Source organism: Pseudomonas sp. 3A(2025) (assembly GCF_054589175.1).
This window is the reverse complement of sequence record NZ_BAAILM010000018.1, coordinates 166,099-190,712: the sequence shown is the minus strand read 5'-3', so window position 1 is coordinate 190,712 and position 24,614 is coordinate 166,099. Positions and strand designations below refer to the sequence as shown.

At 60.3% G+C, this 24,614-nt stretch carries 30 protein-coding genes and 1 tRNA gene; 20 read left to right on the top strand and 11 right to left on the bottom strand.

The annotated features are described in order from the left end of the window. Positions 1-21: 21 nt before the first annotated feature. Positions 22-738, bottom strand: coding sequence for an endonuclease (locus ACYP2A_RS07585; protein WP_459744103.1), 717 nt, complete (start codon positions 736-738; stop codon positions 22-24). Between the two features lie 4 nt (positions 739-742). Continuing rightward, positions 743-994, bottom strand: coding sequence for a DUF1654 domain-containing protein (locus tag ACYP2A_RS07580; RefSeq protein WP_459744101.1), 252 nt, complete (start codon positions 992-994; stop codon positions 743-745). Positions 995-1,159: 165 nt separating this feature from the next. Between ACYP2A_RS07580 and ACYP2A_RS07575 the strand changes: the two genes are divergently transcribed. The 8 genes from ACYP2A_RS07575 to ACYP2A_RS07540 all read left to right on the top strand — a co-directional run bounded on the left by ACYP2A_RS07575 (position 1,160) and on the right by ACYP2A_RS07540 (position 8,617). Continuing rightward, on the top strand, positions 1,160-1,564 hold the full coding sequence (locus tag ACYP2A_RS07575) for a hypothetical protein (RefSeq protein ID WP_459744100.1): 405 nt from the start codon (positions 1,160-1,162) through the stop codon (positions 1,562-1,564). A gap of 90 nt (positions 1,565-1,654) precedes the next feature. After that, positions 1,655-2,614, top strand: coding sequence for a substrate-binding domain-containing protein (locus ACYP2A_RS07570; protein ID WP_459744099.1), 960 nt, complete (start codon positions 1,655-1,657; stop codon positions 2,612-2,614). A gap of 15 nt (positions 2,615-2,629) precedes the next feature. Continuing rightward, entirely contained in the window at positions 2,630-4,180 is a 1,551-nt protein-coding gene (locus tag ACYP2A_RS07565) for a sugar ABC transporter ATP-binding protein (RefSeq protein WP_459744098.1), read from the top strand. Next, positions 4,177-5,187: an ABC transporter permease gene (locus ACYP2A_RS07560; protein ID WP_459744097.1), complete on the top strand. Its 1,011-nt coding sequence runs from the start codon at positions 4,177-4,179 to the stop codon at positions 5,185-5,187. Before ACYP2A_RS07565 ends, ACYP2A_RS07560 begins: the two co-directional genes overlap by 4 nt. A 1-nt stretch (position 5,188) precedes the next feature. Continuing rightward, positions 5,189-6,196 (top strand): LacI family DNA-binding transcriptional regulator, encoded by a 1,008-nt coding sequence (locus ACYP2A_RS07555; protein WP_459744096.1) that lies wholly within the window; start codon positions 5,189-5,191, stop codon positions 6,194-6,196. A 42-nt stretch (positions 6,197-6,238) separates the two neighbouring features. Beyond that, positions 6,239-7,159: a ribokinase gene (gene rbsK / locus ACYP2A_RS07550; protein ID WP_459744095.1), complete on the top strand. Its 921-nt coding sequence runs from the start codon at positions 6,239-6,241 to the stop codon at positions 7,157-7,159. Next, complete coding sequence (gene rbsD / locus ACYP2A_RS07545) at positions 7,156-7,560, top strand: D-ribose pyranase (protein ID WP_459744094.1); 405 nt, start codon at positions 7,156-7,158, stop codon at positions 7,558-7,560. The genes rbsK and rbsD overlap by 4 nt, the downstream gene beginning before the upstream one ends. 19 nt (positions 7,561-7,579) lie before the next feature. After that, positions 7,580-8,617, top strand: coding sequence for a nucleoside hydrolase (locus tag ACYP2A_RS07540; RefSeq protein ID WP_459744093.1), 1,038 nt, complete (start codon positions 7,580-7,582; stop codon positions 8,615-8,617). 9 nt (positions 8,618-8,626) lie between these two features. Here the strand turns inward: ACYP2A_RS07540 and ACYP2A_RS07535 are convergent, their stop codons facing one another. Further along, entirely contained in the window at positions 8,627-8,821 is a 195-nt protein-coding gene (locus ACYP2A_RS07535) for a hypothetical protein (RefSeq protein ID WP_459744092.1), read from the bottom strand. Between the two features lie 287 nt (positions 8,822-9,108). Between ACYP2A_RS07535 and ACYP2A_RS07530 the strand changes: the two genes are divergently transcribed. Further along, the gene (locus ACYP2A_RS07530; RefSeq protein ID WP_459744090.1) at positions 9,109-9,468 is read left to right on the top strand and encodes an I78 family peptidase inhibitor; all 360 of its coding nucleotides are present in this window, start codon (positions 9,109-9,111) and stop codon (positions 9,466-9,468) included. Positions 9,469-9,546: 78 nt separating this feature from the next. Here ACYP2A_RS07530 and ACYP2A_RS07525 read toward each other — a convergent pair whose 3' ends face one another. Continuing rightward, positions 9,547-9,759 (bottom strand): cold-shock protein, encoded by a 213-nt coding sequence (locus ACYP2A_RS07525; RefSeq protein ID WP_459744089.1) that lies wholly within the window; start codon positions 9,757-9,759, stop codon positions 9,547-9,549. A gap of 259 nt (positions 9,760-10,018) precedes the next feature. Beyond that, positions 10,019-10,318 carry a hypothetical protein gene (locus tag ACYP2A_RS07520; RefSeq protein WP_459744087.1) on the bottom strand — a complete coding sequence of 100 codons (300 nt, stop codon included), beginning with the start codon at positions 10,316-10,318 and terminating at the stop codon, positions 10,019-10,021. 308 nt (positions 10,319-10,626) lie between these two features. Between ACYP2A_RS07520 and thrS the strand changes: the two genes are divergently transcribed. The 11 genes from thrS to ACYP2A_RS07465 all read left to right on the top strand — a co-directional run bounded on the left by thrS (position 10,627) and on the right by ACYP2A_RS07465 (position 19,255). Then, on the top strand, positions 10,627-12,549 hold the full coding sequence (gene thrS / locus ACYP2A_RS07515) for a threonine--tRNA ligase (protein ID WP_459744085.1): 1,923 nt from the start codon (positions 10,627-10,629) through the stop codon (positions 12,547-12,549). Beyond that, positions 12,549-13,100, top strand: coding sequence for a translation initiation factor IF-3 (gene infC, locus ACYP2A_RS07510; protein WP_459744168.1), 552 nt, complete (start codon positions 12,549-12,551; stop codon positions 13,098-13,100). Before thrS ends, infC begins: the two co-directional genes overlap by 1 nt. A gap of 60 nt (positions 13,101-13,160) precedes the next feature. Further along, on the top strand, positions 13,161-13,355 hold the full coding sequence (rpmI, locus tag ACYP2A_RS07505) for a 50S ribosomal protein L35 (RefSeq protein ID WP_056839924.1): 195 nt from the start codon (positions 13,161-13,163) through the stop codon (positions 13,353-13,355). Positions 13,356-13,385: 30 nt separating this feature from the next. Then, complete coding sequence (gene rplT, locus ACYP2A_RS07500; protein ID WP_002553161.1) at positions 13,386-13,742, top strand: 50S ribosomal protein L20; 357 nt, start codon at positions 13,386-13,388, stop codon at positions 13,740-13,742. 102 nt (positions 13,743-13,844) lie between these two features. Next, positions 13,845-14,861, top strand: a complete 1,017-nt coding sequence (gene pheS, locus ACYP2A_RS07495) for a phenylalanine--tRNA ligase subunit alpha (protein ID WP_459744083.1) — start codon at positions 13,845-13,847, stop codon at positions 14,859-14,861. A gap of 33 nt (positions 14,862-14,894) precedes the next feature. Beyond that, positions 14,895-17,273: a phenylalanine--tRNA ligase subunit beta gene (gene pheT / locus ACYP2A_RS07490; RefSeq protein ID WP_459744082.1), complete on the top strand. Its 2,379-nt coding sequence runs from the start codon at positions 14,895-14,897 to the stop codon at positions 17,271-17,273. Between the two features lie 3 nt (positions 17,274-17,276). Further along, positions 17,277-17,579, top strand: a complete 303-nt coding sequence (gene ihfA, locus ACYP2A_RS07485; protein WP_437884046.1) for an integration host factor subunit alpha — start codon at positions 17,277-17,279, stop codon at positions 17,577-17,579. Next, the gene (locus ACYP2A_RS07480; RefSeq protein ID WP_459744081.1) at positions 17,560-17,916 is read left to right on the top strand and encodes a MerR family transcriptional regulator; all 357 of its coding nucleotides are present in this window, start codon (positions 17,560-17,562) and stop codon (positions 17,914-17,916) included. Before ihfA ends, ACYP2A_RS07480 begins: the two co-directional genes overlap by 20 nt. 91 nt (positions 17,917-18,007) lie before the next feature. After that, positions 18,008-18,084: transfer RNA gene (locus ACYP2A_RS07475), tRNA-Pro, on the top strand. Between the two features lie 177 nt (positions 18,085-18,261). Continuing rightward, positions 18,262-18,747 (top strand): GNAT family N-acetyltransferase, encoded by a 486-nt coding sequence (locus tag ACYP2A_RS07470; protein ID WP_459744080.1) that lies wholly within the window; start codon positions 18,262-18,264, stop codon positions 18,745-18,747. Positions 18,748-18,997: 250 nt separating this feature from the next. Then, the gene (locus tag ACYP2A_RS07465) at positions 18,998-19,255 is read left to right on the top strand and encodes a DUF1652 domain-containing protein (RefSeq protein WP_459744079.1); all 258 of its coding nucleotides are present in this window, start codon (positions 18,998-19,000) and stop codon (positions 19,253-19,255) included. 44 nt (positions 19,256-19,299) lie between these two features. On the opposite strand, the gene ACYP2A_RS07460 is transcribed toward ACYP2A_RS07465, so the two are convergent. From ACYP2A_RS07460 to ACYP2A_RS07435, 6 genes are all read right to left on the bottom strand, one after another. Beyond that, positions 19,300-19,626 carry a DUF2388 domain-containing protein gene (locus ACYP2A_RS07460; RefSeq protein ID WP_459744078.1) on the bottom strand — a complete coding sequence of 109 codons (327 nt, stop codon included), beginning with the start codon at positions 19,624-19,626 and terminating at the stop codon, positions 19,300-19,302. Positions 19,627-19,856: 230 nt separating this feature from the next. Continuing rightward, positions 19,857-21,272: an isochorismate synthase gene (locus ACYP2A_RS07455; RefSeq protein WP_459744077.1), complete on the bottom strand. Its 1,416-nt coding sequence runs from the start codon at positions 21,270-21,272 to the stop codon at positions 19,857-19,859. Further along, positions 21,269-21,577, bottom strand: a complete 309-nt coding sequence (locus tag ACYP2A_RS07450) for an isochorismate lyase (RefSeq protein WP_459744076.1) — start codon at positions 21,575-21,577, stop codon at positions 21,269-21,271. Before ACYP2A_RS07450 ends, ACYP2A_RS07455 begins: the two co-directional genes overlap by 4 nt. After that, positions 21,574-22,332, bottom strand: coding sequence for a thioesterase II family protein (locus ACYP2A_RS07445; protein WP_459744074.1), 759 nt, complete (start codon positions 22,330-22,332; stop codon positions 21,574-21,576). The genes ACYP2A_RS07450 and ACYP2A_RS07445 overlap by 4 nt, the downstream gene beginning before the upstream one ends. Next, positions 22,329-23,927 carry a (2,3-dihydroxybenzoyl)adenylate synthase gene (locus ACYP2A_RS07440; RefSeq protein WP_459744072.1) on the bottom strand — a complete coding sequence of 533 codons (1,599 nt, stop codon included), beginning with the start codon at positions 23,925-23,927 and terminating at the stop codon, positions 22,329-22,331. Before ACYP2A_RS07440 ends, ACYP2A_RS07445 begins: the two co-directional genes overlap by 4 nt. After that, positions 23,920-24,603 carry a VOC family protein gene (locus tag ACYP2A_RS07435; RefSeq protein ID WP_459744071.1) on the bottom strand — a complete coding sequence of 228 codons (684 nt, stop codon included), beginning with the start codon at positions 24,601-24,603 and terminating at the stop codon, positions 23,920-23,922. Before ACYP2A_RS07435 ends, ACYP2A_RS07440 begins: the two co-directional genes overlap by 8 nt. Positions 24,604-24,614: the final 11 nt, after the last annotated feature.

The window sequence follows — 24,614 nt, the reverse complement described above, 5'->3', positions numbered from 1 at the left end:
TCCCTGACCGGGTTGTTGTTTTCAGCCGCAGGCTTTCAGGTTGACTGGCCCGACAAACTCGTTGCCACGGCCCATGATACAGGCCACCCGCTGATTGCGCTGTCGCTCCCAGTCCTGGGGCGGGTAAGTCTTGTTCCAGGCCTGATAAAGCTGCTGGTCCTGACGTGACAGGCGCAGGTTGTAGTATTTGCTCATGTAGAAGTGGGTGCGCGCGACCATGCCGCGAATCGACGCACGGGGCAGGACCTTGCGGGCCTTGAAATCCACCACGGTCTGGCAGGCGCCGTATTGGCCTTTCTGCCCGGCAACCCAGCCAAAGCTGAAATTGCTGCGATCAGCGTTCACTTCACCAATGCTGGGCACCAGATTGTGCAGATCGGCTTCGGCCAGCTGGAACGGCTTGTCGTTACGCGAGCAGTTCTTGCGCCCGCCGCTTTGCCAGCATTGACGCTGATGGCCGATCTGCCAGGCCGAGACGATGTGTTCCCACTCGATACGTTGTGCACGCTTGGGGTTCTTGCGCGGTACATAACCGCAACCGGCCAGGTCGATGCGGTTGCCCGTGTATTTGCAGCCGCAGTAAAACTCGGTGGACTGCGGTGCGTAGAGTTTCCAGGCAATCGTTTTTGCTTCGCTGAACGTGCGTGGCGCCTCAGCCTGGGCATTCAGCGCAAGGCTGCTCAAGGGCAGGCCAATGAGCACGGTGGTGCGCAGCAAGGTGCAGAATCCGGACAACATCGGCTCAGTCTTCCTTGGGGATGGTCCAGAAAACCTGCACGCCTCCATCGTCGCGCCAGGCGAGGGTGACGTTATCGTTTTCGGCGATCTCTTCGAGCAATTGCGACCAGTCGTCTTCGAGTTCATCGGGTTGACGCATGAGCAGGGCCGATCGGGCTTTTTGCGCGGCGGGTGCATTGATGATTTTCTGGATCCGCAGGCCGAGCCGCTCGTAGGAGCTTGGCGGAGAGACGGTCGCTGCGCTTTTTTTGGCCACGTTATAGCTTCCTTGATGTCTGTATGGGCGTACAGTATTTCAGCGCTGCAAGTTTCGCAACCCTGACGTGAATCAACGCGTTGCGCCGATGCGCCGAACGGCACTGAAGAAATGCCGCTTTCGGCCGATCACCTGTCAGGATCCGAATTCATCAGAGGAATGATCATGTCGCTGTCCGTAGGACTGCCAGCGTCCTTCGTGGCCATTACCAGCGCAACCAGTGCAGGCAATACGTCGCCGATCGATAAACAGCCGGATGAGGCGGCCGATGCCTTGTCGCGGGCGTTCGGCGATGCGTCTGCACAGCCTGCGAAAGAGGCTGGCACAGGACTGGGCAAGGTAGTCGACACGCTGGTCGACCGCCTGGCCGATCTGCATGAGCGCTTGCGCAAGTTGCGTCAGGAGTTACGTGAGGCGCTCAAGTCCGTGCAGCCCGATGTGGTACGTTTGCCGCGCATTCTCAGCCTGCAACGCCAGGTCATGCTGACCAACAGCGATATCCAGCTGGTCTCGGGGTTGTTGATCACGGCTTTGAATCACCCTTCGACTACGCTAAGCACTCAAGTATGAAAAGTTGACAAAATCAGGGTCGGCTCCGATAGTGAAGGTCTCGCAAACGTTTGCGACCGAACAATAATCACAAGAATCGGAGCCGTACCCATGAAGCTGCCCTTTGCTGGACGCTTGCTCGCTGTTGCCGTTCTCGCTACCGCCACCACGCTGACCCCCCTGTTATCCTTTCAGGCCCAGGCCGCCGACAAACCCAAGGTCGCGCTGGTCATGAAGTCGCTGGCCAATGAATTTTTCCTGACCATGGAAGACGGTGCCAAGGCGTACCAGAAAGAACACGCCAGCACGTTTGACCTGATCTCCAATGGCATCAAGGACGAGTCCGACACGGCCAGTCAGATTCGCATCGTCGAGCAGATGATCGTCTCCAGGGTCGACGCCCTGGTGATTGCGCCGGCCGATTCCAAGGCACTGGTGCCGGTGCTGAAGAAGGCCATGGACGCCGGCATCAAGGTGGTCAATATCGATAACCAGCTCGATGCTGGCGTGCTCAAAAGCAAAGGTATCGAGGTGCCTTTCGTCGGTCCCGATAACCGCAAGGGTGCGCAACTGGTCGGTGACTACCTGGCCAGACAGCTTCAGGCCGGCGACCAGGTCGGCATCATCGAAGGCGTACCGACCACCACCAATGCCCAGCAACGCACGGCTGGCTTCCAGGACGCCATGCAGGCGGCGCAGCTCAAGGTGGTCTCCGTGCAGTCCGGCAATTGGGAGATCGACAAGGGCAACGCGGTCGCCTCGGCCATGCTCAATGAATACCCCAACCTCAAGGCTTTGCTGGCCGGTAACGACAGCATGGCAGTGGGTGCGGTCTCGGCAGTGCGCGCCGCTGGCAAGGCCGGCAAGGTGAAGATCGTCGGCTACGACAACATCAATGCCATCAAGCCGATGCTCAAGGATGGCCGCATCCTGGCCACCGCCGACCAGTTCGCCGCGCGTCAGGCTGTGTTCGGTATCGAAGCAGCGCTCAAGTCGATCAAGGGCGAGCCGCTTGGCAGCGTCGATGGCGTGATTCAGACACCTGTCGAACTGGTCACTCAGCCGCAGTGACGGCGGGAGCAATTTATGACGACGTCCACAGACGTTGTGCTGTCGGTGCACGGTATCGGCAAGACCTACGCGCAGCCGGTGATCGCCGATATCGACCTGACCCTGCTGCGTGGCGAGGTGTTGGCCCTGACCGGCGAAAACGGCGCGGGCAAGAGCACCTTGTCGAAGATCATCGGCGGTCTGGTAACGCCCAGCGCCGGGCACATGCAGTTCATGGGGCAGGCCTGGCAGCCTGGCAGCCGCACCGACGCTGAACAGCGTGGGGTGCGCATGGTCATGCAGGAACTCAACCTGCTGCCGACCCTGAGCGTGGCCGAGAACCTGTTTCTCGACCAGTTGCCCGGTCGCTTCGGCTGGATCGACCGCAAGCGCCTGCGCCAACAGGCGGTCGAAGCCATGGCCCGGGTAGGCCTGGAAACGATTGATCCGGACACACCGGTCAGTGAGCTGGGCATCGGTCACCAGCAGATGGTGGAAATCGCCCGTAACCTGATCGGCGATTGCCGTGTGCTGATTCTCGACGAGCCGACCGCCATGCTGACGGCACGTGAGGTCGAGCTGTTGTTCGAGCAGATTGCCCGGCTGCAAGCGCGTGGCGTGTCGATCATCTACATCTCTCATCGCCTTGAAGAACTGGCACGTATTGCCCAGCGCATTGCTGTGCTGCGCGATGGCCGGCTGGTGTGTGTCGAGCCCATGAGCCGCTATGACAGCCAGCAACTGGTCACGCTGATGGTCGGTCGCGAGATGGGCGAGCATCTGGACCTGGGGCCGCGACAGATTGGCGAGGTGGCCATGGCGGTCAAGGGCCTGGGGCGCAAGGGCAGGGTCGAGAACGTTTCGTTCGAGGTTCGCCAGGGCGAAATACTGGGTATTTCCGGTCTGGTCGGTTCGGGGCGTACTGAATTGCTGCGCCTGATCTATGGCGCCGACCGCGCCGACAGCGGCCATGTCGAGCTCGGCCAGCCGCTGCGCCCGGTAACGCTTCGCTCGCCCAGCGATGCGGTGCGCCAGGGCATTGCGCTGATCAGTGAGGACCGCAAGGGCGAAGGCTTGCTGCTGACCCAGTCGATCGCGGCCAATGTCGCACTGGGCAACCTGCACGGCATTGCTCGTGCTGGCGTCGTCAGCGGGCAGCGCGAGCAGGCGCTGGCGCAGCGTCAGGTCGAGGCCCTGCGCATTCGTTGTGCCGGCCCCCGGCAGGTCGTCTCGCAGTTGTCGGGTGGCAATCAGCAGAAGGTGGTGATCGGCCGCTGGCTGGAGCGCGACTGTGCGGTGATGCTGTTCGACGAGCCGACGCGTGGCATCGATGTGGGCGCCAAGTTCGATATCTATGCGCTGCTGGGCGAACTGACCCGTCAGGGGCGGGCGCTGGTCGTGGTGTCCAGCGACCTGCGCGAGTTGATGCTGGTCTGCGACCGCATCGCGGTGCTGTCGGCCGGAAAACTGATCGATACCTTCGCGCGTGACAACTGGACTCAGGATCAACTGCTGGCGGCGGCGTTTGCCGGTTATCAACAACAAGCGGCGCCTATCGGCGAAGCCGCGTGCGGAAGTGTGCAATGAACCCTTCAAAAGACTCTGCGACGCAGCCATTACCCACCAAGCCGTTGCTTGCCCGGCGCGGCGGCCAGTACTTCGGACTTGGCACGTATCTCGGGCTGGCAGGTGCCTTGCTGGCGATGATCGTACTGTTCTCGACGCTCAGCGATCACTTTTTGTCTTATCAGACCTTCAGCACTCTGGCCAACCAGATTCCCGACCTGATGGTGCTGGCGGTGGGCATGACGCTGGTGCTGATCATCGGCGGCATCGACCTGTCGGTGGGGTCGGTACTGGCGCTGGCGGCGTCTGCGGTGAGTGTCGCGATCCTCGGCTGGGGCTGGAGCGTCTTTCCTGCCGCCTTGTTGGGCATTGCCTGTGCCACTCTGGCTGGCGCCGTGACCGGCTCGATCACCGTGGCCTGGCGCATTCCGTCGTTCATCGTCTCGCTGGGTGTGCTGGAAATGGCCCGTGGCCTGGCCTATCAGATGACCGGCTCACGCACCGCTTACATCGGTGATGCGTTCGCCTGGCTGTCTGAGCCGGTCGCCTTTGGTATCGCGCCTTCATTCTTGATCGCCTTGCTGCTGATCTTCGTCGCTCAGGCTGTATTGACACGTACGGTATTCGGTCGCTACCTGATCGGTATCGGCACCAACGAGGAGGCCGTACGCCTTGCCGGCATCAACCCCAAGCCGTACAAGATCATGGTCTTTGCGTTGATGGGGTTGTTGGCAGGCGTGGCCGCGCTGTTCCAGATTTCCCGTCTGGAAGCCGCCGACCCTAATGCGGGCGCCGGTCTTGAACTGCAAGTGATTGCCGCCGTGGTGATCGGCGGTACCAGCCTGATGGGCGGGCGCGGTTCGATCATCAGCACCTTTTTCGGCGTGCTGATCATTTCGGTGCTGGCGGCAGGCCTGGCGCAAATCGGCGCGACAGAGCCGACCAAGCGCATTATCACTGGGGCGGTGATCGTGATTGCCGTGGTGCTCGACACTTACCGCAGTCATCGCGCACAACGGCAGGGCTGACATGGCAACGATCAAAGATGTAGCAGCGCTGGCAGGCATTTCCTACACCACGGTGTCGCATGTGCTGAACAAGACGCGGCCGGTCAGCGACGCGGTGCGTCTCAAGGTCGAGGAGGCGATTGTGCGGCTCGATTACGTGCCCAGTGCCGTGGCGCGTTCGCTCAAGGCTCAGGCGACAGCGACTATCGGCTTGTTGATTCCTAACGGCATCAACCCGTACTTCGCGGAACTGGCCCGAGGCATCGAGGATCACTGCGAGCGCAATGGCTTTTGCGTGATTTTGTGCAACTCTGACGACAACCCGGAAAAACAGCGCAGCTACCTGCGTGTACTGCTGGAAAAGCGGGTCGACGGTTTGATTGTGTCCTCCGTCGATGGCGACGCGGGGATGGCCGGTGGCCTGGCGGCGGTGCGTACGCCGCTGGTGATCGTCGATCGCGCGCTGGACGGTGTCGACGCCGATCTGGTGCACATCGACCACGAGCAGGGGGCCTGGCTGGCGACCCGGCATTTGATCGAACTGGGTCACCGGCAGATTGCCTGTATCGCCGGGCCGCAACACACCGCCGTCACCGAGTTGCGTCTGCAAGGGTATCGGCGCGCGCTGCAGCAGGCCGGCTTGCAGGCGCGCGACGATTGGGCGTTGCACAGCGAATTCACCAGCCCCGCCGGCTATGAGGCTGCCGCGCGGCTGCTGCAGGGCGAGCGGCCGACAGCGATCTTCGCCGGTAACGACATGATCGGTATTGGCGTCTTGCGTGCCGCTGCCGAGCGGGGCATTCGGGTGCCTCAGGCGCTGTCGGTAATCGGCTTCGACGACATTCAGCTCAGCCGGTTTGTGTACCCGGCGCTGACCACGGTGGGTCAGTCGATCATGCAACTGGGCGAAACCGCAGCGGCGATGCTGCTGCGCCGGATTGCCAACCCGGCATTGCCCATCGAAAGGCGCCGGGTCGAGCCGAGTGTGGTGGTGCGCGAGTCGACATCCACGGTACCGGATGTTTTCTGACGGTTTCATAACTCAATTATCGATAGGGCTCAGGCCACAATCATGCAAGCACAGGTAGTGGTAATAGGCAGTCTGAATATGGACCTGGTGGTGCGCGTGCCGCGCCTGCCGCGTCCGGGTGAAACCCTGGTGGGGGAGTCGTTTGCGACCGTGCCGGGTGGCAAGGGCGCCAATCAGGCGGTGGCGGCTGCACGGCTGGGCGCCACGGTGGCGATGCTGGGTTGCGTCGGCGAAGATGCTTACGGCACGCAGTTGCGCGAGGCGCTGCTGGCTGAAGGCATTGATTGTCAGGGGGTGATGCAGGTGCCGGAGGTCAGTACCGGCATTGCTTCGATTCTGGTCGATCAACACAGCCAGAACTCGATCGTCATTGTCGAGGGTGGCAACGGTCAGTTGCTGCCCGCGACAGTCGAGCGCTTCGATGCGTTGCTGGTGGGCGCCAAGGTGGTCGTCTGCCAGCTCGAAGTGCCAGCGCCCACGGTACTGCACAGTCTGCGCCGGGCCCGTGAGTCGGGGTGCACGGTGATTCTCAATCCGGCCCCGGCCAGCGCGCCGTTGCCCGGTGAGTGGTATCCGCTGATCGATTACCTGATTCCCAATGAGAGCGAAGCGCAGGTATTGACCGGGCTGAAAGTCGATTCGCCGGCCACGGCCGATGCTGCGGCAAAGGTCCTGCTCGCTGCCGGGGCGCGCCATGTGATTGTGACCCTGGGCGGGCAGGGCGTGCTGCTGGCCGGCGCCACAAGCAGTCAGCATCTGCCGGCACATGCCGTGCAGGCTGTGGATGCCACGGCGGCAGGCGATACCTTCGTCGGTGCGCTGGCGGCGGCGCTGGCGCAGGGTCAGCCACAGGCGCAAGCGATGCGCTTTGCTCAAGCGGCGGCGGCAATATCGGTGACCCGTGCTGGCGCCCAGCCTTCCATCCCATCGCTGGATGATGTGCACAAGGTGCTTGCGCCATGAAGAAAACCCCGTTGCTCAACATTGCCCTGTCGCGGGTCATTGCCTCGCTGGGGCATGGCGACATTCTGATGATCGTCGACGCCGGCATGCCGGTGCCGCCGGGCGTCGAACTCATCGATCTGGCCCTGACCCGCGGCGTTCCGGATTTCGTCGGGGTGCTGGATGTGGTGCTCAGTGAAATGCAGGTCGAAAGCCATGTGCTGGCCAGCGAAATGATCGAGGTCAAGCCACCGGCCCTGCAAATGATCGAAACCCTGCAGTTCGATGGTCAGCTGGGGCAGCAAAGCTGGGTCAGCCATGAGGCGTTGAAAGCCTTGAGTCGTCGTGCCAAGGCGATTGTGCGAACCGGCGAATGCCAGCCTTACAGCAATGTGGCGCTGGTGGCCGGGGTTGTTTTCTAACAGTAAAAAGGAGTGTTGTATGAAAGGGATATCGCTGTTCAATACGTGGTTAAAGGGAGTCGTGCTTGTGTCCATTCTCGGTGTGACAAGTGTAGTTGCGAGTGTTCAGGGTGCTGAAAAGCGCGATTTGATCATCGATACCGATCCGGGTGCCGACGATGTAGTGGCCTTGCTGTTGGCGCTGGCTTCGCCAGAAGAGCTCAATGTGCTGGCGATTACCACGGTGGCGGGCAATGTGCGGCTCGACAAAACCTCGCGTAACGCGCGGCTGGCGCGTGAGTGGGCAGGGCGCGAAGAAGTGCCGGTGTACGCCGGCGCGCCACGTCCGCTGGTGCGTACGCCCATCTATGCCGATAACGTGCATGGCCAGGAGGGGTTGCCGGGCGTTGCGGTCTATGAGCCTGCCAAGGGGCTGGCCGAGGGTAATGCTGTCGATTACCTGATCCGCACCTTGAGCCAGGCCGAGCCGCACAGCATTACCATCGCCATGCTCGGGCCGCAGACCAATCTGGCCCTGGCGTTGACCCAGGCGCCGCAGATCACGCGCGGCATCAAGGAAGTGGTGGTGATGGGCGGTGCGCACTTCAATGGCGGCAATATCACCCCGGTGGCCGAATTCAATCTGTTCGCCGACCCGCATGCTGCGCAGGTCGTGCTGGGCAGTGGGGTCAAGCTGGTTTATATACCGCTGGATGTCACCCACAAGATCCTCACCAGTGAAGCGCGTCTGGCGCAGATCGCCGCATTGGGCAATGAGGCTGGCAAGCGGGTCGAAGGCATTCTCAATGAATACGTCAAGCTGGATATGGCGCATTATGGCCTGCCCGGTGGGCCGGTACACGATGCCAGTGTCATCGCCTGGCTGCTCCAGCCCGGGCTTTTCAGCGGACGAAGCATCCATGTAGCCATCGACAGTCGCGAAGGCGTCGGCTTCGGTCAAACCGTCGCCGACTGGTATGGCACCCTCAAACAGCCCGAAAACGTGCTGTGGATCGAAAATGGTGACGCTCAGGGCTTTTTCGATCTGCTGGCCAATCGTCTGGGCCGCTTGAAGTAAGGCTATCGTTCAGAGCGTGATGCCTGATCCGGTATGACGGCTTAGCACCTGGCTGATGAAGGCGTGGGCACTTTCGGTGCCCAGTTCCTTGACCAGCAGATCGATCGCAATGATGGTGAGTTCCTCTGCCGAGCCCGGGCTGTGCGCGCATTGTCCCTGCGGCCAGCGGGCCTTGATATCCGCTTCTATGGATACGGTTGACATGTTCCTATAAATCCTTTGTGAAAAACGAACCGCGACGCGATGTCTGTCGAGCGCGTGCAGTAAACCATTGCTGAAGAACTTTGGCACTTCGACTTACGCAGCGGGCACGCAGTCACGAGAAAACAGTGATTAATGTAAAACAGGGATTAATGTTTTGTGACGATTTGTCTGCCCCATCGGATCATGGCCTAAGGCAGACTCGCGCTCCCTGGGCGGCAACGTGCAACCATTGTGCTCTGGCGTGGTCGCAAAGGGTCTGGTCCTGTTTATCGGTAAAGGAGGCTGTAATGCCCTGGAAATTCGCAACACTAGGTTTTGTCGCAGTGACATCGATACTGGCAGGCTGCAGCAGTACTTCAGCTCCGGCACCTGCTACCGAGGCGCCGAGTGCCACGCAAGCTGCAACGGCGGCAAGTCCGGCTGGTTCGGCGCCGGTCGGGGATGGTCGTTGCGATGCCAGTGGCGCGCAGTCTGCGGTTGGCAAGCAAGCCACGCTCGAACTTCTCAATCAGGTCCGTACCCAGTCCGGCGCCATGGATGCGCGCATCCTCAGCCCGAACGACATGGTCACCCTTGAATATCGCTCTGAGCGGGTCAACGTCAACACCGATATGGGTGGCAAGGTGGTTCGCGTCAACTGCGGCTGATCTTCAAGATAGATTCAGCGCATAAAAAAACCCCGTCACATGAGGACGGGGTTTTTTATGTCGCAAGGGTCTGAAAAATCAGGCCACCTGGACTTCTTCTGCTTGCATGCCTTTCTGGCCTTTCGCAGCAACGAAGGTCACTGTTTGACCTTCTTTCAGGCTCTTGAAGCCGTCAGACTTGATTGCCTTGAAGTGTACGAACAGATCGTCGCCGCCACCTTGAGGTGTGATAAAGCCGAAGCCTTTTTCATCGTTGAACCATTTAACGGTGCCGGTTTGGCGATTGGACATGGTGAATCTCCGGAAACATGAATTTCAGTAACGTGCTGCTCAGGCCAACTGGGCACACGCCGCTATCATAGTCCAAATGCGCGAGGGGCGTGTCATTTAGGTAGAAACTTTATCGACCGCAGGTGCACAAATTTGCGCTCGATCACGCCAGGAACCTGTTTTTGCAGCCTGAACCCCAGCGCCCGGTAAGATCAAAGCCCCGTAATCATGGGGCTTTGAGCGTTTCTGGCTGGCAACGGGCAGCGTATGCCGGGTGGTTCTATTTTACGCAATGTTGCCCGACAAGATTCTGCAGTTTAGTGGCCAACGCAGGGTCTGGGGCCGCCGCCGGGTTGTTCATGGCGGCAATTTCCTTGTCGCTGAAGTTCGCGTCAATCTGTTTGGCGCCACATTCGCAGTGAGCCCTGGCGCTTTTTTCATCCAGTTTCTGCTCTTTGGCGGCGCTGATGCATTGCTGGGTGAAGGTGGTACGGGTGGCGCTGTCCATGGCTGCCTGAGCCGCCAGCGGGGTGGCCAGAACAAGGCAAGAGAGAAGTGCAAAACGGCGTGGAAGCTTCATGATGTTCTCCTTCGCTGGAACATTCGTTGCGGGCTTGAGACACCTGTTCTGACGGTAACGGGGCGCGACGGTTCAGCCCGATAGACGAATTCGATCTATTTTCAGGCCGATACGTGTCAATTGAGGTAGCTGTGCTAGGATGCGCGTCCTGTTGTAACCCAGTTTCGTACAATCCAGTCATCTGGTTCGGTTCAAGGTTGGCCTGAAGGCTCCTGCCACTGTGAGGCAGGCATACCACCGGATCGCGTACTGGCTCATCCCAACCCACGTGACCTTTGGTAGGGGTCACCACTAGGAGAGGAGGCGCCATGCCCATCATTACTCTTCCCGACGGCAGTCAACGTTCTTTCGATAACCCGGTATCGGTCGCCGATGTCGCGCTATCCATTGGTGCAGGTCTTGCCAAGGCTACCGTGGCCGGCAAGGTCGACGGCAAGCTGGTCGACGCCAGCGACCTGATCAGCACCGATGCCAGCCTGCAGATCATCACCCCCAAGGATCAGGAAGGCCTGGAGATCATCCGCCACTCCTGCGCTCACCTGGTGGGTCATGCCGTCAAGCAGTTGTACCCGACGGCCAAAATGGTCATCGGCCCGGTCATCGACGAAGGCTTCTACTACGACATCGCTTACGAGCGCCCCTTCACGCCGGATGACCTGGCGGCGATCGAGCAGCGCATGCTGCAACTGATCGAAAAGGACTACGACGTCATCAAGAAAGTGACGCCGCGCGCCGAAGTGATCGAGGTTTTCGCCGCTCGCCAGGAAGACTACAAGCTGCGCCTGGTCGAAGACATGCCGGACGAGCAGGCCATGGGTCTGTATTACCACGAAGAATATGTCGACATGTGCCGCGGTCCGCACGTGCCGAACACCCGCTTTCTCAAGGCATTCAAGCTGACCAAGCTGTCCGGCGCCTACTGGCGCGGCGATGCCAGGAACGAACAATTGCAGCGCGTCTATGGCACCGCCTGGGCCGACAAGAAGCAACTGGCGGCTTATATTCAGCGCATCGAAGAAGCTGAAAAGCGCGATCACCGCAAGATCGGCAAGCGCCTGGGCCTGTTTCACACCCAGGAAGAAGCGCCGGGCATGGTGTTCTGGCATCCGCAGGGCTGGACCCTGTATCAGGTGCTTGAGCAATACATGCGCAAGCTGCAGCGTGAAAACGGCTACCTGGAGATCAAGACCCCGCAAGTGGTCGATCGCAGCCTGTGGGAGAAATCCGGGCACTGGGCCAACTACGCCGACAACATGTTCACCACCGAGTCGGAAAGCCGCGACTACGCCATCAAGCCGATGAACTGCCCGTGCCACGTGCAGGTGTTCAATCAGGGCCTGAAAAGCTACCGCGAGCTGCCGCTGCGTCTGGCCGAGTTCGGTGCCTGTCACCGTAACGAGCCGTCGGGTGCATTGCACGGCATCATGCGTGTACGTGGCTTTACCCAGGACGACGCGCATATCTTCTGCACCGAAGAGCAGATGCAAAGCGAGTCGGCTGCCTTTATCAAGCTGACCCTGGATGTGTACGCCGATTTCGGCTTCAAGGACATCGAACTCAAGCTGTCGACCCGTCCCGAGAAGCGCGTCGGTTCCGATGAGTTGTGGGATCGCGCCGAAAGCGCGCTGGCCGCAGCCCTCGACAGCGCGGGCCTGCCGTACCAGTTGCAGCCAGGTGAAGGTGCGTTCTACGGTCCGAAGATTGAATTTTCTTTGAAGGATTGTCTGGGACGTGTCTGGCAGTGTGGTACCCTGCAGCTCGATTTCAACCTGCCGATCCGTTTGAGCGCCGAATATGTCTCCGAAGACAACGGCCGCAAGCACCCGGTAATGCTGCATCGCGCGATCCTCGGGTCGTTCGAACGTTTCATCGGTATCCTGATTGAGCACTACGAGGGTGCGTTCCCTGCGTGGCTGGCTCCGACCCAGGCGGTGATCATGAATATCACCGACAAGCAGGCCGAATTTGCCCTGCAGGTCGAAAAAACTCTGCTCGAAAGCGGATTCCGTGCCAAGTCTGACTTGAGAAATGAGAAAATCGGCTTTAAAATCCGCGAGCATACTTTGCTCAAGGTTCCCTATCTCCTTGTGATAGGGGATCGGGAAGTCGAAACGCAAACAGTCGCTGTGCGTACTCGCGAAGGCGCAGACCTTGGCTCGATGCCGGTCGCCCAATTCGCAGGGTTCCTTACGCAAGCGGTTTCCCGGCGTGGTCGCCAAGATTCGGAGTAATTATTATTAAGCGTGATATGAGACAAGATAAACGAACTGCACCAAAAGCCCCGATCAATGAGAATATCTCGGCGCGCGAGGTTCGGTTAATTGGCGCTGATGGCGAGCAGATTGGCATCGTCTCTATTGATGAAGCGCTTCGTATCGCCGATGAGGCGAAACTGGACCTGGTAGAAATTTCTGCCGACGCTGTACCCCCGGTTTGCCGAGTCATGGACTACGGCAAATCGCTCTTCGAAAAGAAGAAGCAGGTTGCAGCAGCGAAGAAGAACCAGAAGCAGATCCAGGTTAAAGAAATCAAGTTTCGTCCAGGGACGGAGGAAGGGGATTACCAGGTAAAACTGCGCAACCTGGTACGTTTCCTGAGTGACGGGGACAGGGCCAAGGTATCCTTGCGATTCCGCGGCCGTGAGATGGCCCACCAGGAGCTGGGTATGGAACTGTTGAAGCGGGTCGAAGCCGACCTCGTGGAATACGGTGCCGTCGAACAGCATCCTAAGATGGAAGGACGCCAGCTGATCATGGTCATCGCCCCGAAAAAGAAGAAGTAACCACCAGGGCACGGCAGGCCTTATGGTTATGTTTATCAACTGAATGCGGAGTATCCGAACATGCCAAAGATGAAAACGAAAAGCGGTGCAGCCAAGCGGTTTTTGAAAACTGCTAACGGCATCAAGCATAAACACGCTTTCAAGAGCCACATCCTGACCAAAATGTCGACCAAGCGTAAGCGTCAACTGCGCGGCAGCAGCCAGCTGCACGCATCTGACGTGGCAAAAGTCGAGCGCATGCTGCGCCTGCGCTAATTTTGATCAAGAATTAAGAGGAAGTAACTCATGGCTCGTGTTAAGCGTGGCGTCATTGCCCGTAAGCGTCACAAAAAGATTCTGAAACTTGCAAAAGGCTACTACGGCGCACGTTCGCGTGTATTCCGTGTTGCCAAGCAAGCGGTTATCAAGGCAGGCCAATACGCCTACCGTGACCGTCGTCAGAAAAAACGTCAGTTCCGCGCTCTGTGGATCGCTCGTATCAACGCTGGTGCTCGTGTTAACGGTCTGTCCTACAGCCGTTTCATCGCTGGCCTGAAAAAAGCGTCCATCGAGATCGACCGTAAGGTTCTGGCTGATCTGGCTGTGAACGAAAAAGCGGCGTTTGCTGCGATTGTCGAGAAAGCTAAAGCCACTTTGGCCTAAGTCCCCGACAGTCACTGGCCCTGATTTTCAGGGTCGGTATTGAACGTCATAAATAGGGGAAGAGCCTGCGCTCTTCCCCTATTTCGTATCTGGAGTCTGTACATGGAAAACCTGGACGCGCTGGTCTCCCAAGCTCTTGAGGCTGTGCAAAGCGCCGAAGATATCAATGCCCTGGAGCAAATCCGGGTTCACTACCTCGGCAAAAAAGGCGAGCTGACCCAGGTGATGAAGACCCTGGGCAATATGCCTGCTGAAGAGCGCCCCAAAGTCGGCGCCCTGATCAACGTTGCCAAGGAGCGTGTCACAGAGGTTCTCAATGCCCGCAAGGCGTCGTTCGAGGAGGCGGAGCTGTCTGCCAGGCTCGCGGCCGAGTGCATTGATGTGACCCTGCCGGGCCGCGGACAGACCACTGGTGGTCTGCACCCGATTACCCGCACTCTGGAACGTATCGAACAGTTCTTTACCCACATCGGCTACGGCATTGCCGAAGGCCCGGAAGTCGAAGACGACTACCACAATTTCGAGGCGCTCAACATCCCAGGCCACCACCCGGCCCGGTCGATGCACGACACCTTCTATTTCAATGCCAACATGCTGTTGCGCACCCACACCTCGCCGGTGCAAGTGCGGACCATGGAGGCTCAGCAGCCGCCGATCCGCATCGTCTGCCCAGGCCGTGTGTATCGTAGCGACTCCGATATCACCCACTCGCCGATGTTCCACCAGATCGAAGGCCTGCTGGTTGATCGCGACATCAACTTCGCTGACCTGAAAGGCACCATCGAAGAGTTCCTGCGCGTGTTCTTCGAGAAAGAACTGGCCGTGCGTTTCCGTCCTTCGTACTTCCCGTTCACCGAGCCTTCGGCAGAAGTGGATATGGAATGCGTGATGTGCAGTGGCAAGGGCTGCCGCGTCTGCAAACAGACCGGCTGGCTCGAAGTCATGGGCTGCGGCATGGTGCACCCGAATGTGCTGCGTATGTCCGGCATCGATCCCGAGCAATTCCAGGGCTTCGCCTTTGGTATGGGCGTCGAGCGTCTGGCCATGCTGCGTTACGGCGTCAACGATTTGCGCCTGTTCTTCGACAACGACTTGCGATTCCTTGCGCAATTTCGCTAGTCGGGCCCGTAACGAATCTTTCAGGAGAGCAGGATGAAATTCAGTGAACAATGGCTGCGTGGCTGGGTAAGCCCGCAGGTATCCCGCGATGAGCTGGTGGCTCGTCTGTCGATGGCCGGTCTTGAGGTTGACAGCGTGACGCTGGCCGCCGGCGTTTTCTCCGGTGTTGTGGTGGGCGAGGTGCTGAGCACCGAGCAGCACCCCGATGCCGACAAGCTGCGCGTTTGCCAGGTCAGCAATGGTAACGAAACCTTTCAGGTGGTGTGCGGCGCGCCGAATGTGCGCCCTGGCCTGAAGATTCCTTTCGCCATGATCGGCGCGCAACTGCCGGGCGACTTCAAGATCAAGAAGGCCAAGCTGCGCGGCGTCGAGTCCAACGGCATGCTGTGTTCGGCTGCCGAGCTTGAGCTGGGCGAAGGCAACGACGGCTTGCTGGAACTGGCCGCCGATGCACCGGTGGGCGAAGACATCCGTGTCTACCTGCAACTGGACGATGCAAGCATCGAAGTCGACCTGACCCCGAACCGTGGCGACTGCCTGTCGCTGGCCGGTCTGGCCCGTGAAGTCGGCGCACTGTACGACACGCCGGTCACCCGTGTGCAGGTCCCTGCAGTGGCTGTGGCTCACGATGAAGTGCGCCCCGTCGAAGTGCTGGCACCCAACGCCTGCCCGCGTTATCTGGGCCGGGTTATCCGTAACGTCGACCTGTCGCGTCCGACCCCTCTGTGGATGGTCGAGCGCCTGCGTCGTTCGGATATCCGCAGCATCGATGCCGCCGTAGACATCACCAACTACGTGATGATCGAACTGGGTCAGCCGCTGCACGCCTTCGATCTGGCTGAAATAAATGGCGGCATTCGCGTGCGCATGGCCGAGGAGGGTGAGAAACTGGTCCTGCTCGACGGTCAGGAAGTCACTCTGCGTGCCGATACCCTGGTCATTGCCGATCACCAGCGTGCTTTGGCCATCGCCGGTGTAATGGGCGGCGAACACAGCGGCGTGACCGCCAAGACCCAGGACATCTTCCTGGAAAGTGCATTTTTCGACACTATTTCCGTGGCGGGCAAGGCGCGTTCCTATGGCCTGCACACCGATGCCTCGCACCGCTACGAGCGCGGTGTCGACTCGCAACTGGCCCGCGAAGCCATGGAGCGTGCTACCGGCCTGCTGCTGGACATCACCGGCGGTGAAGCCGGTCCGATCGTCGAGGTTGCCAGCGAGCAACACCTGCCGTCGATTGCGCCGATCACCTTGCGCGCCAACCGCATCGAGCAAATGCTTGGTCTGGTAATCGAAGACGCCGAAGTCGAGCGTCTGCTGACCGGTCTGGAACTGACCACAACCCGTCAGGCTGACGGCGAGTGGCGTGTCGAAGTGCCAAGTCATCGTTTCGATATCAGCCTTGAAATCGATCTGATCGAAGAACTGGCGCGTCTGTATGGTTACAACCGCCTGCCGGTTCGCTACCCGCAAGCGCGTCTGGCACCCCAGGCCAAAGCCGAGGCACGCGGCGATCTGCCGGAGTTGCGTCGTCTGCTGGTTGCTCGCGGTTATCAGGAAGCGATTACCTACAGCTTCATCGATCCGAAATGGTTCGAACTGTTCAATCCGGGTGCTCAGCCACTGCTGCTGGCCAATCCGATCTCCAACGACATGGCTGCCATGCGCTCGTCGCTGTGGCCGGGCCTGGTCAAGGCGCTGCAACACAACCTCAATCGTCAGCAGGATCGCGTGCGCCTGTTCGAGAGCGGCCTGCGTTTCGTCGGTCAGCTCGAAGGCTTGAAGCAAGAGCCGATGCTGGCGGGCGTGGTGTGTGGCAGCCGTCTGCCGGAAGGCTGGGCGCAGGGCCGTGATGCCGTGGACTTCTTCGACGTCAAGGCTGATGTCGAAGCGGTACTGGGCTTTGCCGGTGCGCTGGATGTATTCACCTTCAAGCCAGGCAAGCACCCGGCGCTGCATCCGGGCCAGACCGCCCTGATCGAGCGTGACGGTCGCGAAGTCGGCTACCTGGGCGCTATCCACCCGGAGCTTGCGAAAAACCTGGGTCTGGATCGTCCGGTCTTCGTATTCGAGCTGATTCTGGCGGAAGTGGCTGAAGGCCGCCTGCCGAAATTCCACGAACTGTCGCGCTTCCCTGAAGTGCGCCGCGACCTGGCCCTGCTGGCCGACCGCGACGTAGCGGCCAGCGCCGTACTCGATGTGATTCGTGAAAATGCCGGCGAATGGCTTACCGATCTCAGGCTGTTCGATGTGTATCAAGGTAAAGGCATTGATCCGCATAGAAAAAGCCTCGCTGTCGGCTTGACCTGGCAGCATCCATCGCGCACTCTTAACGACGATGAGGTCAACGCAACCACGCTTGCAATCCTCACCTCGCTTGAGGAGAGGTTAAACACCACGTTAAGGAAGTAACGTATGGGGGCTCTGACGAAAGCTGAGATGGCCGAACGTCTGTATGATGAGCTAGGCCTGAATAAACGAGAAGCCAAGGAACTGGTCGAGCTGTTCTTTGAGGAAATCAGGCACGCGCTGGAAGACAACGAGCAGGTAAAATTGTCCGGTTTCGGCAATTTCGATCTGCGCGACAAACGCCAGCGTCCGGGTCGAAATCCGAAGACAGGGGAAGAAATTCCCATCACCGCTCGCCGTGTCGTAACCTTTCGTCCAGGGCAGAAACTCAAAGCCCGAGTTGAAGCTTATGCTGGAACCAAGTCATAACGACGAGTTGCCGCCCATACCGGGCAAACGCTACTTCACCATCGGTGAGGTAAGCGAGCTCTGCGCGGTCAAACCGCACGTTTTGCGCTATTGGGAACAGGAGTTTCCCCAGCTCAACCCCGTCAAGCGACGCGGTAATCGCCGTTATTATCAGCACCAGGACGTGCTGATGATCCGGCAGATCCGCGCGTTGCTCTACGAGCAAGGCTTCACCATCGGTGGTGCGCGCTTGCGCATGACCGCCGGTGAGCCCGAGGACGATACCCAGCAGTACAAGCAGATGATTCGGCAGATGATTACCGATCTGGAAGATGTACTGGTTTTGCTCAAATCATAAAATCGATTCGGCAAAATGCTTCCATAATTCAAAAGCTTAGGGTATATTCCTCACCACTTCCGCAGCATGGGAAGCGTTTCAACACCGGAGTCGGGGCGTAGCGCAGCCCGGTAGCGCACTTGCATGGGGTGCAAGGGGTCGAGTGTTCGAATCACTCCGTCCCGACCAATATTTTCAATGACTTAGCCACCTTCGGGTGGCTTTTTCATTTCTGCCCATAGGGACTTTCCAAGTGAGCTTGATCTTTCGGATCATGCCTGCCTCTTTTTAAGAGCTGTCAGCACTGATGTTTGGGAATCGATTGGCCGTAATCCCCAGTAAGCTGCTGGCAGATCAAGCTGGCTTTTGGCGCTTTACCTGCGCGGTGTTAAATTGCCATATCTATCTGCCGAGGCAAGCGTGATGACAACGGGAGTAACGCTCCGCGAAGCATCTTCTAGCGACATGCAGGAAATCAGGAGTTTCCTCGAAGGTGTCTCAGAAAGGGCAAGCCTGGGGCTTCCTCTAGAGTTCACTGACAGAGAACGCTTTGTCTACGCGGCTCTGCGCGATGGCGAGCTTGTCGGCTTTAGTGTTTTTAATTTTATCCATGGCGATGTAACGCCACTATTCGTCTTTCCGCCCTATCGACGGCAGGGCATCGGCCGAGCTGTCGTCGGGCTGCTCATCGATATACTCCGTAACAGCAATAACCAGCGATTGTTTTTTCGGGTTGTCGACGAACATTCCGGTGGTTTTTGGAGCGCGGTTTTGGCCGATCATGATCCCCAACACTATGACGATAATCGCTGGTACATAAGGCTAGCGCCTGACGCCGATCAACACGACTAGTCAGCGCTGGTTTTAGCGCTGCTGGCACACAAAGTTGAAATTCAAACCACACGCTGCGAAGCAATCCGAACAGGGTGCGCTGTACTGGAGCAGGGGCGGGATGTGGGGGACGCATCCCGGTATGCCACCGACAGCTCCCTCAGTACACAGAACAGCATTTCTGGCCGGGTCACGTGAACGTTAATACCCAGGCGCAACACCATTGCCTTCGTCTATAGTTGACCTGACAAAAGACTAACAAGGAAAGCTCATGTATTCGAAAATCGAGCTGCAGCGTGTGCTTGAAACCGCCTTTCTACCCAGTAAGTGCGAATGCACCAGTGCGGCCAGTGACAGCCTGTCGGTGAAGCTCATCCATCCTGAATCAGGCGAGATCGAGTTGTACATTGCGAGCATCCCCCTGTCTGACCTGGCAACCAGCCGCTCGATTGCCAGGGTTGTGCTTTCGCTGAAAGAGCAAAGGGATCTTATGGCACAGATGACGCTGTCGATGAAGCGGCTGGCATAAGCAGGACCCGACTGCCCGGCGCTGCGGGCATCCTGGGCGCGACGTCAGGGTAAAATCGCGATTGCCTGTGCCAGTTGCATGTCGGACATAAGCGGCGACGCATAGGTGGAGCGGTAGTGTCGGGACGCCTGCTCGAACTCTGCCCCCCGAATCTCGCCACCTGAAGCAATGAACGTCAGCGCATCACTCTTCGCCGGTTTGAAAAGATCGGGAATCTCCGATGTAAGCGCCGTGGCTCCTGAAATGATGACCGCCGGAACTACGGTGGTAATCATCAGCGCCGCCTGGAATGGATTGTTGTTTTCGGCTGCCCATGCCGGGGTACTGATCGCTACCAGAATGGTAAACGACAGCGATTTCCATAAGTCCACTTTTGCTGTTTCCTGACACTCGAATGGTCGTCACCATAGCAGAGTAGGGCATCGCCAGATACGAAAAGCCCGGCGCTGTACCGGGGTATGGGCGCATGGCTGACCTTGCTGCGCGAGAGCGGCTGGACACGACTGGCGCTATTTCCCTTGCCGATCACTTCAATCGCGTCCAGCTCGGTGGGTTTTGGAGTTTCTATCTCAGCATCCGAAGCGGATGTGCATGTATTGTTTTATTGCAAGAACGGCAGCCTGTTGGTTGTCGCTGAGTTTTGCTCCGGATTCATCGACTGGCGCCGCAAAAGCAGTGCCTGCTCCATGCTGGCAAGCTTGAGCTGCGTTTCTTCATATTCATTGGCAGGCAACGACCCCTCGACGATTCCACAGCCGGCAAATGCATGGCAATGCGTCGGCGTAAGCAGCGCCGAGCGCAAGGCCACCAGAAAGTCACCGTTGCCGTCGGCATCCAGCCAGCCCACTGGTGCGGCATACCAGCCACGGTCGAACCCTTCGTGATCACGGATGAAATCCAGTGCGGGCGCCCCCGGCAGCCCACCGACCGCGGGTGTCGGATGCAGTGCCTGCACGCCGTCCAGCAGGTGCTTGCCGGCGTTGAGTTGCGCAGTGATGGGCGTACTCAAGTGCTGCACCGTGGCCAGTTTCAGCAGGCCGGGGCGCGGTGCGGCGCGTAATTGACTCACGCTGTTGGCCAAGGCCCCGGTGATGGTCTGGACCACCAACTGGTGTTCGTGCTGTTCCTTGGGATCGGCGAGTAAGCGTTCACCGATGGCGTGATCCTCGTCGGCATTGATGCCGCGCCGCGCACTGCCAGCCAACGCGTGGGTGGTCAGGCGCGAGTCCTGGCAACTGAGCAGCCGCTCGGGCGTGGCGCCAATGAAACAATGCTCGCCACGGTGCAAGGCAAACAGGTGGGAGGCGTTGCGTCGGGCGTGCAGCCGCCGCATCACCGCGCCGCTATCAAGGGCGGTGTCCAGTTGGTAGTCGATATGCCTTGCCAGCACCACCTTGCTCAGGTCGCGCCGGGCGATGGCCTGCAACGCTGTGTCCACCTTGGCTTGCCACTGCGCCGAAGGCAGCGAAGTGCATTCGAGTACGTGCGGCGAAGGTGTGGTCAAGGCCGGTGGTTCGAGCAGTTGCGCATAGACTGCCAGGCTTTCGCGTGCCAGTGCTGCCGGGTCACTGTCGGGTTTCACCACCCGCTGACAACGTAGCCAGCGGCCATCGGTGTCTTCGCTGAGCAGCCAGTGGGCCAGGTGAAAACTGGCGTCGGTGAAGGCGGCCCAATGCGGCGCGCACGGTCGCTGTTCATCGAAGCGCATGCCGCCCAGCAGCAACGGTGCCTTGGGCCCGTCGATCACGGCATCGGCACACAGTGCGAACCATTGTCGGTCGACCTCAAGCATGCGCCGGGGGCCATGGGCCTCTATCTGCCAGGCACAGCCCAGACCGAACAGGGCCAGCTCCGGTGAGTGCGTGCACCAGAAAAACCCCTGCCGGTGAGACTCATAAAGAGCAAGCGGATCCAGCGCCGGTGCGGCGTGCGAATAGACGGCGACTACAGGTCGTTGATACGCCGCCGCGTGCTGATGCGCGGTCTGCAACACCTTGAGCAGTTCGGCCGCGTTCATACGACCTTGCTCCTTTTTTGCAGCCAGAAAGCGGTTTGCTCGGCGATGTACCAGTGGATGATCTGGCTGAACAGCCCCTCGATAAATTCACTGTCCAGCCCGGCCTCCTGCGCCCACTGCCGACGCTGCGGCAACATCGCCGCGACGCGCTCCGGGGCTGCGATGCTGGCCTGGTCGGGCTTGAACGCGGAGGCGGCCTTGACGTAGTGCATGCGCAGGCCGAGAGCACTGATGATCTGCTGGTCGAGGCTGTCGATGGCCTGACGGATATCCGTCAGGTCAGTGCAGTGTTCCGGGGTTTTCATAGCGAGTTTCCCTGAAGGTAGGCGGTGCGGTGCAGCAGGTGCTGGATCACCGGTCGCGGCTGATGCTTGAGGTAAAAATGGTTGCCATCGAACAGGCGGATATCCGGGGTGTAGTCGCTGAGGTCTGCCCAGGCACGGGCTTGCTCAAGGCTCACCTCGGCGTCATCGCGGGCCAGCAGCACATCCAGTGGCACCCTCAGCGGTGTGAGCTGCGTGGGGCGCCAGGTTTCTATGGCCCGGTAGTCGCTGCGCAGGGTGGGCAGAAACAGTGCCCGCAGTTGCGGATCGGCCCAAAGACCGGCGGCGCTGGCGTCCTGGCGCAGGATGTCGGCGACCAGCGCCGCATCGTCCTGGCGGTGCAGGTCGCTGGGCGGTTGCCGGTGTGGGGGCGCGTGCCCCGAGACGAATACATGGGCAGCCCTCGGGCCTGCCGCTTGCAGGCGCACCCCTACGGCGTAGGCGAGCGCCGCGCCCATGCTGTGGCCGAACAGCAGCAAGGGGCGCTCGGGCAGGGCTTGCAGCGCTTCGGCAATGTGCCCGGCCAGGCTGTCCAGGCAGGCTATAGGTGCTTCGCTGAAACGCTCCTCTCGCCCCGGATACTGCACGGCCAGCAGGTCGATATCCCCTGGCAGGTGTGCCAGCCACGAGCGAAAAAAACTCGCGCTGCCCCCGGCATGGGCCAGGCACACCAGCCGTGCCCGAGCCTGTTCGCTCTCTCGCAACACGCGTAGCCAGGGCGATGCAACGCTGTTCATGGCACCACCATCTGTTCCGCCAAAGCCTTGCGGTTGACCTTGCCCAGGCGCGTCAGCGGGAACTGCTGCAGCACTTGCAAACGGTCCGGTAACTTGCAGGCGGCCAGCCCGCGCGCGCGCAGCCAGGCGTTGATCGACGCCAGGTCGACCGGCTCGCCGTCGGCCAGCACACAGGCGCAACTGCGCTCGCCCAGTAACTCGTCGGCCAGGCCCACCAAGGCTACATCGCGAATCTGGGGGTGGCCCAGCAGCAGGTTCTCGATTTCCTCTACAGGGATTTTCTCGCCACCCCGATTGATCACATCCTTGATGCGCCCTTCGACCACCAGATGCCCCTGGGGCAAGCGTCGTACCAGGTCACCGGATCGGTAAAAGCCGTCTGTGGTAAAGGCGCGCTGGTTATGCTCGGCGGCATCGTAATAGCCACGAATGGTGTAGGGACCACGTACCAGCAATTCACCGACTGTGCCGGGCACCACCGGCAGGTCATCGCCATCGACGATGCGAATCTCATCGGCCGCCGTCAGCGGCAAGCCTTGGGTGTCGAACACCAGCGCCTGCGGATCGTCCAGCGGCGTAAAGCACAGCAAACCCTCGGCCATGCCGTACACCTGTTGCAGGCCGCAGCCCAGCGCCGGGTGAATGCGTGCGGCGATCTCGGCCTTGAGCCGTGCGCCGCCGACTTGCAGCCATTGCAGGCTGCTCAGGTCGTGATCGGACCACTGCGCGACTTCCAGCCACAACAGCACCAGCGGCGGGATCAACGCGGTGTGGGTGATACGTTCGCGTTCGATCAGCTCGAAGGCGGTGTCCGGGCTCGGCTCTGGCGCCAGCACCAGGGTCGCGCCGACACTGAACACGCCCAGCGCACCGGGGGAGGCGAGGGGGAAATTGTGCGCCACCGGCAGCGCTGCCAGGTAGCGGGTCTCGGCGTCGAAACCACATGCTTGTGCCGCCAGGCGCGCGTTGCAGGCGTAATCGTCATGGGTACGCGGGATCAGCTTGGGCATGCCGGTGGTGCCGCCGGACAGCAGCAGTACCGCCACCTCCCGCGCATCCGGTGCCGGCAGTTCGCGCGGGCGGGCAACGCACTGCGCCAGAGGCACGAACGACTCGGCTGCGCCGACCACCCAGACCTGTTGCAGGCTCGGCACTTGCTCGCACAGCGTGTGCGCCAACGGGCGATAGTCGAAGCCCAGATGCTGGTCGACAATCACATAGGCCACCGCCTGGCTGAGCTGCGCCAGGTGCGCAAGCTCATGTTCGCGATGAGCCGGCAGCGCAAACACCGGGATCGCGCCCAGGCGCAACAGGGCAAAGGTCAGGCTGAAGAATTCGGCGATATTCGGCAACTGCACCAACACCCGCTGGCCGGCCAGCAGCCCGCGGTCGGCGAGGCCTGCGGCCACACTGTCGGCCTGATGGTCGAGCTCGGCATAGCTCCAGCGCCGGCTGCCGTCCACCAATGCCTCTTTGTGCGGCGTACGCCGGGCCTGCTCGCGCAGCAGTTCGCCCAACGGCACGCCGCGCCAGTAGCCTTGCTCGCGGTAGCGGCGGATAAAATCGTCGGGCCAGTCAGTGCATCCATCAAGCATGGCAATCTCCTTGGACAGTGGGGCAGCCCAGCAACCGGGCGCCGTGCAGATTCAGCGGGTGCGCAAGGCCGGTGATTTGCACCGCCTGAACACCGGTGTGGGCGGCCGGCTGCAGGTGCAGCAGCGGGTCATCGCCGGTCAGCAGGCTGAGGGCGGTGCGATCATCGGGATGCACCCCCAGGTGAATTGCGGCCAAGCCGGTGGCGCCATTGGGGTGGACCTTGTACGTCGGGTGTTGCGAGGGCGTATAAGGCGTGACCAGAAAGGGCAGGCGGTCATGGCGCGGGTACACGAAGCGAAAGCGTGTCTGGGTACCGTCGGCGCAGGTGCGTCGCCAGTTGACCGTGTGTCCCATGCTCACGCCGCAGGCCACCAGGTCCTTGAGGCGTGGTGCCAGGGCTGGGTCTTCGCACAGCAGCGCGAGGTCACAGAAGCCTTCGCCCTGGGCAGCCCAGCGCAGCATGCGCCGCCCGGCACCCCGACCGGCGAGGCAGTCGATGGGCCACTTGAACAGCCAGGCGTGACGCGGTGTGGTCAACAGTTCGATGATCGGTCCCTGGCTGAACCAGATGTGTGCATGTTGTGCGCCGGCTTCGGCGGTGGCGTAAGTGACCTCGAAGCCGGCGGCGCGGAAATTCGCCACGGCCTGGTGCAAATCGCGCACCCACAGCAACACATGGCTGCACC

Coding starts and splice junctions, on each gene's coding strand:
- ACYP2A_RS07450 (WP_459744076.1), bottom strand. CDS start 21,577: ATGAAAACCCCGGAACACTGCACTGACCTGACGGATATCCGTCAGGCC.
- ACYP2A_RS07570 (WP_459744099.1), top strand. CDS start 1,655: ATGAAGCTGCCCTTTGCTGGACGCTTGCTCGCTGTTGCCGTTCTCGCT.
- ACYP2A_RS07560 (WP_459744097.1), top strand. CDS start 4,177: ATGAACCCTTCAAAAGACTCTGCGACGCAGCCATTACCCACCAAGCCG.
- ACYP2A_RS07540 (WP_459744093.1), top strand. CDS start 7,580: ATGAAAGGGATATCGCTGTTCAATACGTGGTTAAAGGGAGTCGTGCTT.
- thrS (WP_459744085.1), top strand. CDS start 10,627: ATGCCCATCATTACTCTTCCCGACGGCAGTCAACGTTCTTTCGATAAC.
- ACYP2A_RS07440 (WP_459744072.1), bottom strand. CDS start 23,927: ATGCTTGATGGATGCACTGACTGGCCCGACGATTTTATCCGCCGCTAC.
- rplT (WP_002553161.1), top strand. CDS start 13,386: ATGGCTCGTGTTAAGCGTGGCGTCATTGCCCGTAAGCGTCACAAAAAG.
- rbsD (WP_459744094.1), top strand. CDS start 7,156: ATGAAGAAAACCCCGTTGCTCAACATTGCCCTGTCGCGGGTCATTGCC.
- ACYP2A_RS07525 (WP_459744089.1), bottom strand. CDS start 9,759: ATGTCCAATCGCCAAACCGGCACCGTTAAATGGTTCAACGATGAAAAA.
- ihfA (WP_437884046.1), top strand. CDS start 17,277: ATGGGGGCTCTGACGAAAGCTGAGATGGCCGAACGTCTGTATGATGAG.
- ACYP2A_RS07445 (WP_459744074.1), bottom strand. CDS start 22,332: ATGAACAGCGTTGCATCGCCCTGGCTACGCGTGTTGCGAGAGAGCGAA.
- ACYP2A_RS07535 (WP_459744092.1), bottom strand. CDS start 8,821: ATGTCAACCGTATCCATAGAAGCGGATATCAAGGCCCGCTGGCCGCAG.
- ACYP2A_RS07455 (WP_459744077.1), bottom strand. CDS start 21,272: ATGAACGCGGCCGAACTGCTCAAGGTGTTGCAGACCGCGCATCAGCAC.
- pheT (WP_459744082.1), top strand. CDS start 14,895: ATGAAATTCAGTGAACAATGGCTGCGTGGCTGGGTAAGCCCGCAGGTA.
- ACYP2A_RS07555 (WP_459744096.1), top strand. CDS start 5,189: ATGGCAACGATCAAAGATGTAGCAGCGCTGGCAGGCATTTCCTACACC.
- ACYP2A_RS07565 (WP_459744098.1), top strand. CDS start 2,630: ATGACGACGTCCACAGACGTTGTGCTGTCGGTGCACGGTATCGGCAAG.
- rbsK (WP_459744095.1), top strand. CDS start 6,239: ATGCAAGCACAGGTAGTGGTAATAGGCAGTCTGAATATGGACCTGGTG.
- ACYP2A_RS07480 (WP_459744081.1), top strand. CDS start 17,560: ATGCTGGAACCAAGTCATAACGACGAGTTGCCGCCCATACCGGGCAAA.
- ACYP2A_RS07520 (WP_459744087.1), bottom strand. CDS start 10,318: ATGAAGCTTCCACGCCGTTTTGCACTTCTCTCTTGCCTTGTTCTGGCC.
- ACYP2A_RS07530 (WP_459744090.1), top strand. CDS start 9,109: ATGCCCTGGAAATTCGCAACACTAGGTTTTGTCGCAGTGACATCGATA.
- ACYP2A_RS07465 (WP_459744079.1), top strand. CDS start 18,998: ATGTATTCGAAAATCGAGCTGCAGCGTGTGCTTGAAACCGCCTTTCTA.
- ACYP2A_RS07575 (WP_459744100.1), top strand. CDS start 1,160: ATGTCGCTGTCCGTAGGACTGCCAGCGTCCTTCGTGGCCATTACCAGC.
- pheS (WP_459744083.1), top strand. CDS start 13,845: ATGGAAAACCTGGACGCGCTGGTCTCCCAAGCTCTTGAGGCTGTGCAA.
- ACYP2A_RS07585 (WP_459744103.1), bottom strand. CDS start 738: ATGTTGTCCGGATTCTGCACCTTGCTGCGCACCACCGTGCTCATTGGC.
- rpmI (WP_056839924.1), top strand. CDS start 13,161: ATGCCAAAGATGAAAACGAAAAGCGGTGCAGCCAAGCGGTTTTTGAAA.